Source organism: Vibrio bivalvicida (assembly GCF_001399455.2).
Taxonomy (GTDB): domain Bacteria; phylum Pseudomonadota; class Gammaproteobacteria; order Enterobacterales; family Vibrionaceae; genus Vibrio; species Vibrio bivalvicida.
This window is the reverse complement of sequence record NZ_LLEI02000010.1, coordinates 62,796-79,559: the sequence shown is the minus strand read 5'-3', so window position 1 is coordinate 79,559 and position 16,764 is coordinate 62,796. Positions and strand designations below refer to the sequence as shown.

The 16,764-nt window shown below is 42.9% G+C and carries 18 protein-coding genes; 10 read left to right on the top strand and 8 right to left on the bottom strand.

Translation table 11 applies throughout. From position 1 onward, the window contains the following. Positions 1-203: 203 nt before the first annotated feature. Complete coding sequence (pyrE, locus tag APB76_RS01065) at positions 204-845, bottom strand: orotate phosphoribosyltransferase (RefSeq protein ID WP_054962663.1); 642 nt, start codon at positions 843-845, stop codon at positions 204-206. A 122-nt stretch (positions 846-967) separates the two neighbouring features. Next, on the bottom strand, positions 968-1,684 hold the full coding sequence (gene rph / locus APB76_RS01060) for a ribonuclease PH (RefSeq protein ID WP_004410877.1): 717 nt from the start codon (positions 1,682-1,684) through the stop codon (positions 968-970). 142 nt (positions 1,685-1,826) lie between these two features. Here rph and APB76_RS01055 point away from each other — a divergent pair, with 142 nt between their 5' ends. Together APB76_RS01055 and APB76_RS01050 are read left to right on the top strand one after the other, a co-directional pair. After that, positions 1,827-2,693: a YicC/YloC family endoribonuclease gene (locus tag APB76_RS01055; protein WP_049844159.1), complete on the top strand. Its 867-nt coding sequence runs from the start codon at positions 1,827-1,829 to the stop codon at positions 2,691-2,693. A gap of 235 nt (positions 2,694-2,928) precedes the next feature. Further along, complete coding sequence (locus tag APB76_RS01050; RefSeq protein WP_054962664.1) at positions 2,929-4,149, top strand: tyrosine-type recombinase/integrase; 1,221 nt, start codon at positions 2,929-2,931, stop codon at positions 4,147-4,149. A 49-nt stretch (positions 4,150-4,198) separates the two neighbouring features. On the opposite strand, the gene APB76_RS01045 is transcribed toward APB76_RS01050, so the two are convergent. The 4 genes from APB76_RS01045 to APB76_RS01030 are packed head-to-tail and all read right to left on the bottom strand — an operon-like array spanning position 4,199 to position 9,216. Next, positions 4,199-5,164: a hypothetical protein gene (locus tag APB76_RS01045; RefSeq protein ID WP_054962665.1), complete on the bottom strand. Its 966-nt coding sequence runs from the start codon at positions 5,162-5,164 to the stop codon at positions 4,199-4,201. A gap of 5 nt (positions 5,165-5,169) precedes the next feature. Beyond that, on the bottom strand, positions 5,170-6,303 hold the full coding sequence (locus APB76_RS01040) for a DUF3696 domain-containing protein (protein ID WP_054962666.1): 1,134 nt from the start codon (positions 6,301-6,303) through the stop codon (positions 5,170-5,172). Then, the gene (locus APB76_RS01035) at positions 6,300-7,919 is read right to left on the bottom strand and encodes a DUF262 domain-containing protein (RefSeq protein ID WP_054962667.1); all 1,620 of its coding nucleotides are present in this window, start codon (positions 7,917-7,919) and stop codon (positions 6,300-6,302) included. The genes APB76_RS01040 and APB76_RS01035 overlap by 4 nt, the downstream gene beginning before the upstream one ends. Before the next feature lie 13 nt (positions 7,920-7,932). After that, positions 7,933-9,216, bottom strand: a complete 1,284-nt coding sequence (locus APB76_RS01030) for a DNA cytosine methyltransferase (protein WP_054962668.1) — start codon at positions 9,214-9,216, stop codon at positions 7,933-7,935. A 239-nt stretch (positions 9,217-9,455) separates the two neighbouring features. On the opposite strand from APB76_RS01030, the gene radC reads away from it, so the two are divergent. The 7 genes from radC (at position 9,456) to APB76_RS01000 (ending at position 12,574) form a co-directional block, all read left to right on the top strand. Beyond that, positions 9,456-9,929: a RadC family protein gene (gene radC, locus APB76_RS01025; protein WP_054962669.1), complete on the top strand. Its 474-nt coding sequence runs from the start codon at positions 9,456-9,458 to the stop codon at positions 9,927-9,929. After that, positions 9,926-10,363 (top strand): DUF2787 domain-containing protein, encoded by a 438-nt coding sequence (locus tag APB76_RS01020; protein ID WP_054962670.1) that lies wholly within the window; start codon positions 9,926-9,928, stop codon positions 10,361-10,363. Before radC ends, APB76_RS01020 begins: the two co-directional genes overlap by 4 nt. A gap of 49 nt (positions 10,364-10,412) precedes the next feature. Continuing rightward, positions 10,413-10,856, top strand: coding sequence for a DUF2787 domain-containing protein (locus APB76_RS01015; protein ID WP_054962671.1), 444 nt, complete (start codon positions 10,413-10,415; stop codon positions 10,854-10,856). Between the two features lie 3 nt (positions 10,857-10,859). After that, on the top strand, positions 10,860-11,036 hold the full coding sequence (locus APB76_RS22870; protein WP_157633169.1) for a hypothetical protein: 177 nt from the start codon (positions 10,860-10,862) through the stop codon (positions 11,034-11,036). A 139-nt stretch (positions 11,037-11,175) separates the two neighbouring features. Beyond that, a complete protein-coding gene (locus APB76_RS01010; protein WP_054962672.1) occupies positions 11,176-11,916 on the top strand; it encodes a WYL domain-containing protein in 741 nt (246 codons plus the stop codon). Positions 11,917-11,939: 23 nt separating this feature from the next. Then, positions 11,940-12,299, top strand: a complete 360-nt coding sequence (locus APB76_RS01005; protein ID WP_054962673.1) for a hypothetical protein — start codon at positions 11,940-11,942, stop codon at positions 12,297-12,299. 38 nt (positions 12,300-12,337) lie between these two features. Beyond that, entirely contained in the window at positions 12,338-12,574 is a 237-nt protein-coding gene (locus APB76_RS01000; RefSeq protein ID WP_054962674.1) for a hypothetical protein, read from the top strand. A gap of 244 nt (positions 12,575-12,818) precedes the next feature. On the opposite strand, the gene APB76_RS00995 is transcribed toward APB76_RS01000, so the two are convergent. Continuing rightward, the gene (locus APB76_RS00995; protein WP_236612147.1) at positions 12,819-13,238 is read right to left on the bottom strand and encodes a hypothetical protein; all 420 of its coding nucleotides are present in this window, start codon (positions 13,236-13,238) and stop codon (positions 12,819-12,821) included. Beyond that, the gene (locus APB76_RS00990) at positions 13,239-15,560 is read right to left on the bottom strand and encodes an S-type pyocin domain-containing protein (protein WP_054962704.1); all 2,322 of its coding nucleotides are present in this window, start codon (positions 15,558-15,560) and stop codon (positions 13,239-13,241) included. Positions 15,561-15,840: 280 nt separating this feature from the next. Between APB76_RS00990 and APB76_RS00985 the strand changes: the two genes are divergently transcribed. After that, complete coding sequence (locus APB76_RS00985; RefSeq protein ID WP_054962705.1) at positions 15,841-16,620, top strand: NYN domain-containing protein; 780 nt, start codon at positions 15,841-15,843, stop codon at positions 16,618-16,620. Positions 16,621-16,764: the final 144 nt, after the last annotated feature.

Genomic DNA, 16,764 nt, shown 5'->3' with positions numbered 1-16,764 from the left:
ACCCTTTTCGTTTCAATAGGTCAATCCCGTCATCCTCAAGAACGAGGAACGAGTGAGTTGGGGATCTCTTGAAGCGAATCGAACTCTTAATGAGATTCCCTACTCGCACCTTCGTCACTCTATGGAATGACAGTTAACCTCTCGAAGGGCGAAGCCCGTTCCCGATTCTCGTAGCAAAGCGTTCTAAAGGACGAAATCCGCTCTTAAATCCCATACTCAGCACGGTAAGCCTTCACTGCTTCTAGATGTTCAGCGTCAGCACCTTTCTCTTCTAGGAAAGTCACTAGGTCAGTCAGGCTAACAATTGAAATAATTGCACAGCCAAAGTCACGCTCAACTTCTTGGATTGCAGACAGATCACCTTTACCTTTCTCTTGGCGGTCAATCGCAACCAAAACGCCCGCTAGATCAGCACCATTTGCTTGGATGATTTCCATTGACTCACGGATTGCCGTACCTGCAGTGATTACATCGTCCACCAACATGATGCGGCCTTCCAGTGCGCTACCTACTAGGTTGCCACCTTCGCCGTGATCTTTGGCTTCTTTACGGTTGAAACAGTAAGGCGTATCCACATCGTGGTGATCCGCTAGAGCTACCGCTGTTGTCGTCGCAATTGGAATACCTTTGTACGCAGGGCCAAATAGCACATCGAACTCAATGGCAGAATCTGCTAGCGCTGCTGCGTAGAAACGACCTAGACGCGCTAAGTCACGACCAGTATTGAAAAGACCAGCGTTAAAGAAGTACGGGCTCTTACGGCCAGACTTTAAAGTAAACTCGCCAAATTTTAAGACTTCTTTCTCTAGTGCAAACTCAATAAATTCACGCTGGTATGCTTTCATTACTTTCTCTCTAAATAAAAGGTCTAGTTTTCTAGACGGTTTATAAACAGGTCAAAACTTAGCCTTCACTAAATCTTGATAAAAAAATAGCTTCCTTTTTAGGGGAAGCTATTTAACAAAAATCAATTTTCTAACGCCGCCTTCTGCGCGGCTACGATCTCGGTAATACCTTTGGTCGCCGACTCGAGCAACTTCATCAGCTCAGCGTGGGTGAATGGTTCACCCTCTGCCGTGCCTTGAACTTCAATCATGCGACCGTCTTCGGTCATCACTACGTTCATATCGGTATCTGCTGCAGAGTCTTCTGTGTATTCAAGGTCACAAAGAATATCTTCACCTAGAATGCCCACAGAAACGGCTGCTACGTGGCCTTTCATTGGGTTAGCTTTAAGTTTGCCCTTCTCTACTAAGTGTTGGAATGCATCAGCCATCGCAACGCTAGCACCAGAGATAGACGCAGTACGCGTACCGCCATCCGCTTGGATTACATCACAGTCTACTGTCACCATGATTTCGCCCATTGCTTCTAGGTCAACTACTGCGCGTAAGCTACGAGCAATCAGACGTTGGATTTCCATCGTACGACCACCTTGCTTACCACTTGCCGCTTCACGACGCATACGTGAATGCGTTGAACGTGGCAGCATGCCATATTCTGCCGTTACCCAGCCCTTACCCTGACCTTTAAGCCAGCGTGGAACGTTCTCTTCAACGGTCGCATTACAAAGTACTTTTGTATTGCCGAATTCAACCAATACAGAACCTTCTGCATAAGCTGTGTAGTTACGAGTAATTTTGATTGGGCGAACTTGGTCCGCCTTGCGATCGTTTGGACGCATGGGCATCTACCTTATATGAAGGGGGAGACGTTTTTGGTTGGAGCAGGATTATAGCGAAGTTTGCTCTACAAAGCTATCCATCCGAGATTTGTGCTACTATTGCCTCGCGTTATTTTCAAAGATGATTAAACAGGAAAATTCGATGATCTACAGTATGACAGCCTACGCACGTAAAGAAGTGAAAGGCGATTGGGGCACAGCAGTATGGGAAATTCGTAGTGTTAACCAACGCTACCTTGAAACCTACTTCCGCCTACCAGAACAGTTCCGTGGCCTAGAGCCAGTACTGCGTGAGCGTTTTCGTAAACGCCTAGCACGCGGCAAAGTTGAATGCGCGCTGCGCTTTGAAGCTAACCCAGCCGCAAAAGGCGAGTTAAGCATCAACGAAAACCTAGCACAACAAGTCATCAACGCTGCTAACCAAGTAATGCAGATGACTGGCGAAGAAAGCCGCCTAAACCCATTCCAAGTAATGAACTGGCCGGGTGTAATGGAAACCTCTGAGCAAGATATGGATGCGGTAAACAAGGATCTGCTCGGTGCATTTGATGAAGCAGTAAGCGAGTTTATTGAAGCGCGTGGCCGTGAAGGTGAAAACATGAAAGCGCTTATCGTCCAGCGCTTAGATGCGATCACCGAAGAAGTGGTTAAGGTGCGTGCTCGTATGCCTGAAATTTTAGAATGGCAACGTGAGCGTCTGTTCGCGAAATTTGAAGATGCGAAAGTTGAGCTAGACTCATCGCGCGTAGAACAAGAGCTAATCTTACTAGCGCAAAAATCTGACGTGGCAGAAGAGCTAGACCGCCTAGACTCGCACGTAAAAGAAGCAACCAACATCCTGAAGAAAGGTGGCGCTTGTGGCCGCCGCTTAGACTTTATGATGCAAGAGTTTAACCGTGAGTCGAACACGCTAGCCTCTAAGTCAATCAGCACAGATATCACAGCATCTGGTGTTGAGCTTAAAGTTCTGATTGAACAGATGCGTGAGCAGATCCAAAATATAGAATAGATTCTCCCATACTCCACCAACTTCCACAAAGCCCTTATTTATAAGGGCTTGTTTATTTTTACCATCCATACACATCCATAAAATTCATCAAAAGCCACGAACAAACGGGGAGTGTAGTGGGTAGAGTTTTGCTATTTACTCCCCGCCGTAGTATAAACATCACAACATACTCCCCACTTCTGGAGGGTGATATAATGATAACTTCGATTAGAGCTATAAATTCAAGGAGATAGAGATGGGTAATCTCACTGTCAACCAAGTTAAGGCGATAGTAAAAGACCAAAAAACAGGTCGTCATGCGGATGGTGATGGTTTCTATCTAATGATTCCTAGAGTAGGTCGACCATACTGGATGCTAAGGTACACCCTTTTTAAGAAAAGAAGGGAGGTGACTATTGGCAAGGTACATGAGCTGTCCCTTGCAGATGCAAGGTTGAAAGCCGCTGAGCTTCGAAAACAAATAAGCGAAGGGATTAATCCAATTGCAGAAAGAAAACGGAGTAAGCAAGCCGATATACAAATAATCGATAACCTCTTCGAAGACTGGTACAAGGAGCTATCCAAAAGGCTCAAGCACCCCAATATACCTAAGCGTATCTATCAGAAAGAGATTTCTCCGCAAATTGGTCAGTACACATTGAAGCGTGTCACCCCTTTAGATATCCGTAACATCATCCAAATAGTCGCTGACAGTGGCCGTCCAACCACAGCTAACGACACACTAATGTATTGTAAGCAGCTTTTTAAACACGGTATGAAGATTGGTGTTATTGAGTCTAACCCTGCACTAGCATTTTCTAACTATGATGCCGGTGGTATTGAAGAGAGCCGAGATCGGGTCTTAGCGCTTGAAGAGATTAAACATGTTTTTTCCGTCTTCAACCAAAACATTTATAGCTTCAATAGAGACAATTACCTAGCTTGTGCTCTGCTTCTTTGTCTTGGCGTTCGCAAATCAGAGCTAACAGAAGCAAGATGGGCAGAGTTCGATCTTGATAATGCTTTATGGCACCTGCCAGCGGAGCGAAGCAAATCTGGAACAGGTTTCACGATTCCGCTTCCGGAGCTGTGCATTGAATGGTTTAAAGAACTACATCAGCGAGCTTGTCGCTCAGAGTACGTCTTCCCAAACAGAAGAGAAAGCAAAGTACCGCACATGGGCAAAGACACACTGAACAGGGCTATTTCAAAGCTATTTGGCCGAGAGCCCGGTCGTAAGGTACAACCACCAAATAAAATGGGCGATATCAAACACTTTGCGGTTCACGATCTACGCCGCACATGCCGTAGCCTACTCGCTTCAGTAAAAGTTCCTAGCCATATCGCGGAGCGCTGTCTAAATCACAAGTTGAAAGGTGTTGAAGGTATCTATGATCGATATGATTATTTGGAAGAGCGTAAAGAAGCGCTGGAGAAAGTAATTGTTCTGGTAAAGGACTATATCAGGATAGATTAGCGTAAAAAACAAAAGAGGATGCTATTAGCATCCTCTAGCAGTAGCACGTTTACTTTTTCGTTAATTTAGGGCCTATATAACACACAGCCATAGTTTTTTGGGTCGATTTAAGGGGAAATTCAAAATGTATCCTAAAATATCGTGATGATATCTTTGCATGCCAAGGACAGAATAAACTCTTATTTATGTCTCTGGGATCCTTAAACGTCATCTCACCTTTAAACTTTGCTTTGTTTTGAGCTGATTCATCAGTAATTTTAGCACCATCACCCAAAAAATATTTACTGATTATCTTATTAGTATTTTCCGTATATTCTCCGGATTCGTCTCGGCTTTTAACAACATTGTTTAGTATGTTCATATAAAATAATACATGCTGGCAAATAACATGACTAAACGGATGAGGAACAAGATAGTCATTCAACTCATTACTTAATGATAAAAAGGGAAATGATTGACTAGCTAAATCCAACATATCTCTCCATGAAGTTGGCTTTGGGGTTTGCTCCTCGGTACTTTTTACTAAGTCCTCCAGTATCCAATAATTATCAATCTGGTGCTTAATTATATTCAGATTCTCATCTATTTGATTGATGGCTAATGGGCTAGTAGAAAAATCGAATTTTGGTGTTTCTAAACTGTATAGGGCTGAATATTTTCCAGAAATTTTCTGCCTAGCAGCTTCACCGATGGCATATTCAGTAACAACAATATCAGAAAGTTCAAAATCATCATTCTCGATCTGTTCTCTTATGCCATCAATAAAAGGCCCTTTCTTATCTAACCACTCTAAAACCTGAAGAGTTAAATCTCTATCATCTTCAGCTTTCACAGCGTCCCTAACAGTTAGGTCACCGGCAACTTTCAAATTTGGTAAATACTTTGAGCAATACAGTCCATCCCTAATGCTTTTATTAGTCTGTCGTAATTTCAGTAGTTCTCTCAAGTGTTCAATAAACAACCTATGATTATCATACTGACCAGTAAATGAAACTTCATTAATAAACCATGCCATAGCTATTACCAGCCAGAAAGTTCTGATAAGTCTTTTTCTGCTTGATCAAAAAAGCCCTCTGGCCATTCACTAACTCTACCGTTTCTATCTATCGAAGGTGATACAATATTTTCACTTTTAGAGTTGAAAAAATGAATTCCAACTTTTTTATGCTCAACAAGTGAACGTGATACAGCCAATCGTAGCCCATTGATCACGTGGTCGCTGTGAGTTTCAACAATAACTTGTACTCCTGAATTACTGATAACAGCTAAAAACTCCCCCATCTTTGATTGCCCTTTAGGGTGTAGGTGAGCTTCTGGACTATCAATGACTAGTATATCTCCTGATCTTGCAAGCAATGCCGACACTACAATAGGAAATGCATAAGATAAGCCGTAACCTATATTTGAAGGACTTCTCCACTCACTGGTGTCATTGTGTCGAAATAAAAGTCGAACAAAATTACTATTATCAATTAGTAAAGTATCAGCTTCTGCACCTTGAAAAATGTCGCCAAACCAAGCATTAAATTGACGTCGAAAACTATCAGCAGCTTCGCGTGGGTGTCTCTTATTGGGGCTAACTATGTCATCTTTTGCTATATCAAATAACCAAGGAGCAAACTCACCCTTTTCTCCCACATTGAATTCACTGTTATCGAGAGATGTTGGGTAGAGAGAATCAAGATCTTGCCTTCCAGTACCCAGATAGACAATATTCCTTATGGCTGTAAATAAAGGCGACTTTACTTCAATCATTTTGGAGAAAAGGGCTGAACTACTACAACAACTATAACTATCTTCACCACTAATCACTGATAAGTTGCCAATATCAATCGTTCTGTCAGTATTTCGTTTTCCCAAGTCTAAAGATAGAGATATTTTCTCTTCTTCATTTTCTAGATCGATTTTTATTAGTTTCTCATTTGAATTTTCATACAGAACATCACCCGGACTCCCTAGACGCACAAGCGATCCATTCAAACTAATTTTTTCATCTTGTCTCGTGTTTTTTAAATTTTGGGATAGGAGGAGGATAGATTGAATTGTAGAAGTTTTACCTGATGCATTAAAGCCAGTCAAAGCCGTAAGGTTTGATAAAGGAAGAACCAGTCTTTTAAAACATTTAAAATTCGTTAAGTCTAATTTGTTTATCATTTGAGCTCATCCAAACAAGCCATTACTTTTGAAAATCTTGTATGTACTTTTCTAGTACTATTAGTACCAATTGATATCGAATCAAGAAATTCATCATCGATCAACAGTTTTTCAAGCTTTGATTTAAGTAAATCTATGTCAACTAAATTCAAGTCAATAGTGGATAAAGCAAAGCTAAAAACATCGAACAAAGCAATATTTATAACTGAGCGTGAACTAAATGAAGTAGCTCCAAATAAAGACTTCCTGAAAGAGTGAACAGAGAATAGCCTATAATTATTCTCCAATGCTGAAGTAAACTTTTTTTCTAACTCAATACGCTCAGATTCACCTGACTGGTTAAGAGTTTTTAATGCTCTGGCAAGGAATTCATCCATATCTCCTCGATAAGACCTATATTCAAAAAGGGAGAAAGCTAAAAATCGGTTTATGACTTCTCGATCTCTCATTGTTTTAGGATCGAAACTACCTCCAGTAACTTTTTTGAATACTTGCAATTCCGACAGTTTTTTGACGAACCTAGTTCCCTCACCATTATATAAGCAATTTCTCATTTGCTGTCGTGTTAGTGGACTTCCTCCATTAACACGATCAAATATATCCAGTTTCGCTCTTTCTGGTGCTTTTTCATCAAGAATATATAAGATAAGTTGTGTATCTTCTATTCTTTCTTGTAGTTTTATGGGTAATTCACTAAACCTTTTTCCGTGTATACCTAATCCACGCAATGGAAACTCATCATTAAGAAAGCGGAAAAATGTAGTAAGTCTCTGCAAACCATCAACAACAACTATTCTACCATCTTCATCCTCTGCAACATAAAATACAGGTAGAGGAATCCTCATCAGGCAGGATTCTATTAGTTTAGACTGCATTGAAGGTGTCCAAACAAATGCCCTCTGAAAATCAGGATCTAACTTGAAGCGATCATTAGTTATTCTCTCTACTACATTTTTTACTGTTCTCTGTTCTGTACGAATCAAAACCGTATTTAAAGGGTACTCTTCCCCCCAACCAAAACTATGAACCATTTCATCGCTTTCGGTTTCATATCCTTCAGGTTCGCCTTCTTCAGAGTCTATTAGATCCAATATTTCGCTAGCATTCTTAGCCAAATCAAGCCGAAACCTAGGGTATAAAGAATTAATAGCGTTAATCAAAGAGCTCGTATCTTGTTTTTCTTCACCTTTCACAAATTGAATAGCATTATTTCTTGAGCTTTGAAGGCCAATTACCGGATATTGACTAAACTCCCGATAAAGCTTTGGGGTTGCTTCAAGAAAATCTGTAGATGTCAGACTACGAGGAAAGATGCTGACTAAATCAATATGAATCGTTGCTTCTGACTGAAAGCTAGCTCTACCATCAATTGACCTTATTTTACCAAGAGCTCTAATGCCTTTCTGCCAGCTTGTAGGAATACCTTTGCTATTATCTGAGCCTAAATATACAAAGCAGTACACATTTCCGATTGCAAGCTTATCTATAATGGCTTGCTCTACCTGATGACATTGAAAGATAAGCGAGCTATTTTCTGCTAATACACCTTTGTAAGAATCAAGCCTTTTAATGTCATCGACACTATCCTTACCTAACCTTATAACAACAAAATCCATACTAACCTCTACTCTAAGCGGCTTCTTTGCCTTGTGCCATGATAACAAGTGCGTCATACAATGGCCCAAATAGGCTTCTATTTTGACTTCTTACTCGACGAAGAATTCCTTCTGCGGCATTAGAACTAATAAAGTACTTTTCATTCAATTCCGTCGATTTATCAATAACATCTATTAGCTTTGAAGGTATTACTCTTTCAGGATAATCTGTAGCTTTGAAGTCTATACACTTATCATCAAATGCAATTCCTCCAGACATCCATTTTAATTTATGTTCTTTGTCTGTTGGATCTAGCACTAAATTTAAGTGATTTTGCTCTCTATGCTTTTGCAATATAGAAGCGTGACTTTTGAGCAAACAGCTAACCATATCTTGGCTAGTGACAGGTTCCTTTCTTTCTATTATTTCTTTCTTCAAACGTCGAGCAATCCACTCAACAACTGGAACAGACACTGCATTGCCCAATGCATGATATCGTTCTGTGTCTGAGTCACTTGCTTTTTCATTGTTCAACAAAGTCCAATCTTTAGGAAAGCCTTGAATTCCTTCGCACTCTGATGGAGTAAGCCGCCTAACAGCATCAGGGTAAGAAACATATGTTCGACTCCAATCTGTACCGGTATGTCTACCTGAAGTAGCAGCCAAACAGTATGCTACTTGAGCAACCTTAGCTTTACTTTTTTTACACTCACTAACATCTAAAAATGCTCGCCTAAGATTATTTGGCTTGACGCCCAATTCAGTTTCAAACAATGTTGAAAATGCTTTAAGGGGGTTGCCTTTAAAAGCACAAATAAAAACTCTTGGTCTAGATTGAGGTGCGCCAAAGAAACGGCTATTAACTACACGCCAAGCAACGGCATATCCAATGCTAGTAAGCTTTTCTAAGATAATCCTAAAATCTTGACCATTATGGGAACTCAGTAATCCAACAACGTTTTCAATTATCACAGCATCAGGGGTATGTGATGCTATCAGATCAAAAAATGGATAGAACAAACCTGAGTTACTTCCACGTAAACCTTGCCTACCTTTAGAGCCCCGCGCAACAGAGAGGTCTTGACAAGGGAACCCTCCACACCATACCGCAGCTTTGGGGATATCCATAGCATCAAGGTTAGAAATGTCCCCATGCAATGGTACATTTTTCCAGTGCTTTTGGAGCACCTCTTGACAAAATGTATTCAACTCACACTGAAAACTAGGCTCAAAACCTTGATTCTCGAAGGCTAAGTCAAATCCGCCAATGCCAGCAAAAAATGAATTGAAATTTAATGTTGTTAGCTTTCTTACCATTCGAGAGTAACCAGAAGTTTTAGAATTTAAATCGATCAGTAAGTATACGTGGATTAGAATACAATATAAACATCCACAAGCTCATTTACAGTTATGAGAGAGGGCCGCTTGGTTGAAGCTCGCAAAAGCATCAACCTGTGACTCAAATAAGAACCTTAATACAGCTATCTCAACCCAAAAATCTTCAGGTATATGTCATCAATGTGAATACTCATCATTGATTCCGACAGGAGCCTGAAATGAATCCCAAAACGTCCGATTACCAAAAGCAGCAACGCTATCAGGAAAATGAAATCCTAGAGCATGCCGCTGAGATACTGGCTACGCGCTACGTGCGTGGTGATGCACTAACTAACCCTGATGCCACCAAAGAGTACGTTCGCTGCAAGCTAGGCAGCTATGAGCGTGAAGTATTTGCCTTATTGTTACTAGATAACCAAAACCGACTGATTGAGTTTAAAGAGCTGTTTCATGGAACGGTGGACGCAGCCAGCGTCTACCCGCGTGAAGTTGTGAAGATAGTACTGGAGTGCAATGCCGCTGCGGTGATATTTGCCCATAACCATCCATCCGGTGACTCTACGCCTTCCCAAGCAGACAGACGCATAACCGAAAGACTTAAAGACGCGCTCGCGCTGGTGGATGTCCGTGTCCTTGACCATATTGTGACAGGCGATACCTGCACCTCGTTTGCTGAAAGGGGGTGGTTATGATTGAACAACATTACGGAGAGCTGTGCATTGATGACTCTTTACATGCGTCATTGGAGGCACTTCTGAATAAATACACTCTCCCAGAGAACGCCGAGCGACTCGTATTGAACTGCCGCCAAATAAGTTACTACCGACATCGACAAGGTTTGCATCCCATTGAGGTGCAGCTTAAACGAGAGTCAGGCACTAGCCCTTGGCTGGTGGTGTTCTTTGCTAGCTTCTCTTATCCCGATGACAACAGCACATCCATTGAACCTGAGTTGTACTTTCATCTAGCTAATCACTGGTGCTATCAACCCGATGTGGGGAGCACGGATTTATCCCACCCTGAAGTCCAAGAGCTACTCTCGGTATGGATGAAAGCCTTTGCTCGACACCTTTCTAGAAACGTCTTTGATGACGTGCAACTGACGATGGTCGGCACGTTCCAATAATTCTCACTCTGTATTTCTTATTTGAATCCTGAAACAAGGAGGACTCACTATGTCCAAATTAATCTTCACAGCATCATCACTACCTGTGTCCAAGAAACTGCATAAGCTGCTAAGTGAGCAACTCACCGCTCATTTGCTGAGTAATGAAGCACTGACCACCAGCCGTTATCTGGTGTTTAACTTTCGTGATAAAAGTTACAGCGCGGAAGAAGGCGGCTTCCATCCGGTTGAGATTGCGATTTGCCACACCTCAACAGGAGAATGGAGCATTGAGTACATCACCGACTTTGCCTATATGGGGAACCATTACCCTGAACTAGAGCGAAACTTAGATTTTGATTTTCGGGTTGGGCAGTTCTTTGTTGCTTATCGTGGCTGGCTACCAATGCAAGGTAGCCGTGATGCTAAAGAGCTGTATCGGCTATGGGAGAATAACTTTCTTGCCTATGTCGATACGGACGCTTACAACGAGATAGCCGTCACCCCGCAATAGCTCATGACTTCCCTTCTCCTTAACACCATTAAGCTTGTCACCGCTCTTATCACTTTGTTTACCCTCTCTCCTTTCTTTGGCGCTATTGGAGCCCTATCTACTTTAGGGTTTCTGGTGGTGCTGCTGATTGGGTTACTGGCAGCGATTGCCGAGCTCAGTGATAAGCATAAGTCTCGTTAATGTTAATCGGCTCACGCTTTGGTGATGCCGATTGATGCTGTTTTCACCGTTGGACATTATGTGTCTGACTCACCTCTACTCTCCCGACATTAAATGTCCACCTCCGGTCTTGGAGCTTTGATGTATTGAGAGCGTAGTCATGAGCAATAAAACCAGCATTGAAGGGTTATCCGCTTTGCTGCACACGCTGATGCTTATTCCTCAACATCGATGGATTACCGTTAGGGAGTTGCAGCAGCAGTTAGCCCAACTCGATATCCACCGCACCACGCGCAGCATTAAACGCTACCTCGATGAAGTCATTGTGGAGGTGTTTAACGTGGAGTGTGATTCGATGAGCATGCCCCATGTTTATCGGAAAACCTCTGAGCAATTATGGAAGCTCAATAAGCAGGAGATGCTCTATTGGCAACTGACTAATAAGTACTTACTGCCGCTTGTCCCTGATGCACTGAATTATGGGCAAGGTCGCTCCTCGGAGAGAGACAAACCCTTACCCCACAAGGGTTCAGCGTATTCAAAAGAGCAAGCATGGTTAGCCAAAGTCCATGTAGCATTGCCCAATATTTGTGAATGGAGTGACGAGCAACGACAAGTGTTGAATGCGGTACATACGGCATTACTCAACAACCGTATGCTCAAGATATCGAGTCAAGTTTTGCAGCAAGAGAAAGCGCTCATCGAACCACTGGGACTCTCGGTTCAATGTGACGCGCTCTTGCTGCTTTTTCGATTATCCGGTCATCCGACGATACGCACCTTAGCCTTGCCTCTGATTGATGAGGCCAGTGTATCGACGTTTTCTTTTACCTATCCCACTGATTTCAACTTTGAGCGGTTCATGCGTGAACACGCTGAAATCCGTGCATCCCAAATTTAACTCACCCATACGGAGAGATACCTATGAATACCCTCATTCGAACCATGATGATGAGCGTGCTGATCCTCGGAGTCGCCGCTTGCAGCGAACAAGAAACAGTGCAAACCGTCACCGCTGATATTGAAGTGTCGATATCCACCAACCCACATTGGGGAACACTGACCTTTGATATTCAATCTATCGCTGACAGCACAGTAATAAGCAATGTCATTGTCAATCGAGGCAACTGCAGCCTACCCGCTGGTACAGCCTCAGAGCTCTCTAGAAACGTTTCATTGAAATTCGGTGAAACCTACACCGGATACAGCAACAACTGCACCGTAGACAGCGTGAAAGAAATCGAAGTCACCTCAAGTGCAGGCACCTTTGTTTACACCTTCTAACTCTCAACAAACCCAACTTTACCCAATAAGGAAACACTATGAGTAACACTACAACGAATATTCTCGTTCTACTCGCAACCCTAATTACGCCTTTTGTTTTCGCTCAGGGAGGGGGAGCATTAGGAGGTAACCCATCCATAGAAACAGGTGCAGTCAACGTCAGCGTTGGAAAATGTACTCAATACAAAATGGATGCAAAAGCAGCACAAGAAGCAGGTAAGGACGTATCGACTATAACCGTTCCTGCTGGCTGTGAAGCAATCAAAGAAAAGTGATACCACGAGCAACGGTAAAAACGACAATGGGGAGCAATTACGCTCCCCATTCTTTTTTTGTCTCAATGCATCAGTTTGAAAGTATATGTTATCTGTTAAAAAGCGACTTTACTCTTCAATACTTGCTTCTGATGAATCTTCTATCTCCAGCATTGTTGATAAGATCAATGTACCCCCTATTGAGCCAGTACAAAACCGGCAACTCACTGTTCAAAGTAACCCTCTTCGCCTTCTAGCCTCCAGTCTACTTTCTTTGATAATGCACCCTCTCCACATCATCAGTTCCGACTCTATACACTACCTGTGTAGAGAACCCTCGCTCATCAATATACTCATCCATCGCCCCAACTTTTCCAAGAACAGGAATGCTTTTCTCAGGACGTTCATTTGATGGAAGACCAAGGGCATTCCTAACCTGAATACGTTTAGTTAATAAATTAAGCGATCCCTCATAAAAAGCGGGCTTAGTCACTACAATAGTGGTTAGCTCAGAAGTTTGACGATCAAACCTGAGCTCTACGCCAGAAGAGTCAACACATATATAGAAGGCATCACTTTTAGAGTTCAACACTTCAGGCACATTGCCTCCAATCAGAGATAAGAAGGCTGACTGCTTTAGTAAAGCATCGTACTTCTTCCCCAGAAAATCCCTGTAAGTCATCATTTAGTACCAACCATTTTTTGTGTTAATTTCATGCAGTTGAACTCTAGCATTCTCTAGCTCTTGCTCAGTATAACCTTCGTTTTTCAAACACCCTTTGATAGCATCAAAATTCGAGTTTACTGCCGCCTCTAAATCACCAGCATCAACTTGCTGCTTATTGGCTTGATTTCTACCGCCATATGTTTCACTACATTTTCGATGCACTTCCTGAGGTATAGCAATAGCAGCAGCACTATTAATTAACTCACGCTCTTGATCTTTAGTAAGAGTTTGACCTAATGCACTTTCTAGTGCTCTTCTTAACGCAGCTTGAGATGGAATATGATCTATATCCATTCCATCCTTTTTGCTTCTTGGCGCTAAGTCTCCGTAAGTGCCCACTTCCAATGGTTTTACCTTAGTAATTCCGGCACTACGCTTATTAAATACTAAGTACAAGGGCGACAGTCCCGCATCAGCAGGAAAAGTCACTATATACTCAGCAAGATCTTCCTCTGGATAGAGAACCGTGCCTATCTCTTGTTCGTGTTCTTCAATCGGGCGTACCCAGATATTGTGAACATCAAGCTGATCATTTTCGGGTAAGACTGTATCGGGTGTCAGCACATCCGTTGAACCATCGGGCGTCCACGTTATAGTAATACCGCTGTCTAACTCCGCAACAAAGTTTTGTCCTTGTTGCACAGCCTGACGCTTAGCCACTAGATCACCATATGGACTGCCTTCACCCGTTTTGATACCAACCACTTGTTGTTTGCCATTTTCGTCCGTGTACATATTGAAACGTACGCGCATCGTAGTGGTGTCATTAGTAGAGATATCAGAATTACCTTCTAAGGTTCCATCACCAAGCGGAGAAGGCCATAAGGCCGCAACTAGAAAACCACCCATTCGAGCAAAGCCCGCTAGCGCCTCTCCTGAAATCGACCATGTCCCAATCGTATTGGCCGTATTGGTACTCAGAATCCCAAGGTTCGTCACCGCAGATTTCGCGGGAATAGCAAGTAGTGCTGCTTTACCATAATCAGTGGCTCTTGAAGCTGTTGTGATTGTGGCTAAGTTCGTGACAGGAAGTTCTTTCCCAAATAAACGGTCACTATTGATCGTTTTGAACTGGGTTTCTGCAATGAATATATCTGAATAATCGTAATGGGTGTTCGCTATACAGCTATAGGTACAAGGTGGCAGCGGCGGCAATGCGGTTTCTTTGTCTGACTTTATCGTCTCCGCAGAGTTTGCTACTGGCCGTTTAACGATAGATTGTTTTGGTGCTGCAAGAAGCTCACTGATATTAAGCTTGATACCATGCTGAGCCAACCAGTCGTCATTGAGGTTATCGAGCTCTTCTCGGGTGATTTGCTGTTCAAGGTAAACAAGGCTCTGGTTTTCAACGTCTTGGCCTGCGAGTTTCCAGTACACTAAGATAGCATTTTGAAGGCGATTGTAACCCTGCTCATCATTCAATCGTTCATGAGTGGAGCATGTGGCATAGAACGCCCACTTGCCCTCACCCAGCAGCTTGTATTCTTGAACCAAACGGCCATTATGAAAGTGGTAATAGTAACCTTCTGTTGGCAGTCCTAATCGCTCTCCTAGCTGCACCGATGGGACGACTGGGATAAACGCTTCTTCCACAACACCGGAGCCTATTGGTTTCACTTGCACACCGTCAGGTACGTTGATGCCCATTGAACTATCCGCCACTTTCGCAAACAATTTTTTCGACTCATCAAAGGCCGTATGAGCGATGTACTTAGTACCGTGTTCCGTGGGCTCCGTCTGCCAGCGACCAATCATGGCTTCTTGTTTGGTCTTGCCCAGTTGAAACGCACAGCCCACGCTTTTTTTGAACGTGTCCTCAGAGCACGCAATTTCAAAGCAATATTCATAATTGAGCTGGGGTGGAGCATCAGAAATATCAGGCTTAATTGGCTCAGGGACATAGGTCTCTTCGATGCTTGGAGCGTATGCCGCACGGCTTTGACTTGACGCTGCTCTACTTACCGCTCCACGAGATATCTTCACTCTAGAGAGAAAGGCATTTTTTGCCTCTGGCGATAAGGCCTCTTGCCCTTCAGTAGACAAGCTCCACGATTTACTCATTCCATTTCTAAACATCACTGGCTTAGATGGAGTGTCCGTCAACAAGGCCAATTCACCACTTTTGAGTTTGTCCATAAAGCGAGAGAAACTCATCCCATGAGGGATTGCAGAGCTAAGTGCCCTTTCCGTTAACCTTTCTATATCCCCTTCGACTTGACCGAACTCATGCGTCATCAGCTCCGTTAGCCGTACCACTCTGTAACTCACTGTTAATTCCACCGCCACTTTTTAATGAGGCATATTCTACTCAATCCATAAAGGAAGCAGGACTGATAACCTCTATTTGTTCTCAGCAATGCGCTAGAGTGTGACCGTTGTTCCTTCAGTCTCTTATGTTAGTAACTCACTCATCAATAGGTTTTATCTCTTTCGTGCATCAACACTCAAATAGATAACTCTGTAGCGGTACTCGTTGCTTCCCAACCTTACACGCAGCATCATTGAACTACACCTAGGTGTTCTCACCTTTAATTCGCCGCTTGCTCATAAGGAGATGGATTTGATTGATATAGATTCTGAAAAGAAAATTGCCGTTTTAATCGACGCAGAGAACGCACAATATGCAGTTCTAGATTTTGTGCTCAAAGAGCTCTCCAAACACGGGCATATTCTGGTAAAAAAAGCGTATGGTGACTGGAGTTCAGAATGTTTAAAGAACTGGAAACAACCACTCAATGAGTTGGCAATCAATCCTATTCAGCAGTTTTCGTACACTCAGGGCAAAAACTCCTCTGATGCTGCCATGATCATTGATGCCATGGATTTGCTCTACTCAAATAAGTATGACGCTTTTGCTCTCATCAGTAGCGACAGTGATTTCACCAAGCTGGCTTCACGCCTCAAAGAGTCTCAAATTTATGTCTTTGGTGTCGGTGAGAAGAAAACACCACTCGCCTTTCGTAATGCGTGTGATGACTTTATTTACACTGAAGTCCTTAAAGAGCGATACGCGCCAAAAGAAGAAGTCACTGCCGTCATCTCAGAGAAACCCAAGAAAGCAGAGCCTCGTGAGACTCGTAATAAACTACGAGGTGATACGAAGCTGTTGAATATCCTACGAGGCGCTGCCAGTGAATACCAAGACGAGGACGGTTGGTCTTTTCTGGGCCAATGTGGTGGCCTAATCAAAAGACAATACCCAGACTTCAGTTCAAAAAACTACGGCTTCAACACTCTGAGTCAGCTCATTGAGGCGACTGAACTGTTTGAAATAGACAGAAGGCATACTCAAGCAGGGGCGGTACACATCTACATTAGAGATCACCGAAAAAGCACTTAGTCACTCCCAGTAACTTTCGCTCTTTCCCCCCTCCCAATAACTCTCCGTATTCATGCATGATGGTTGTCGACGAATATTCGTCAGCAACCTCAACGAAAAGGAGCAACCCATGGGAAATAAACAACAATCAGGAAACAACGCCCC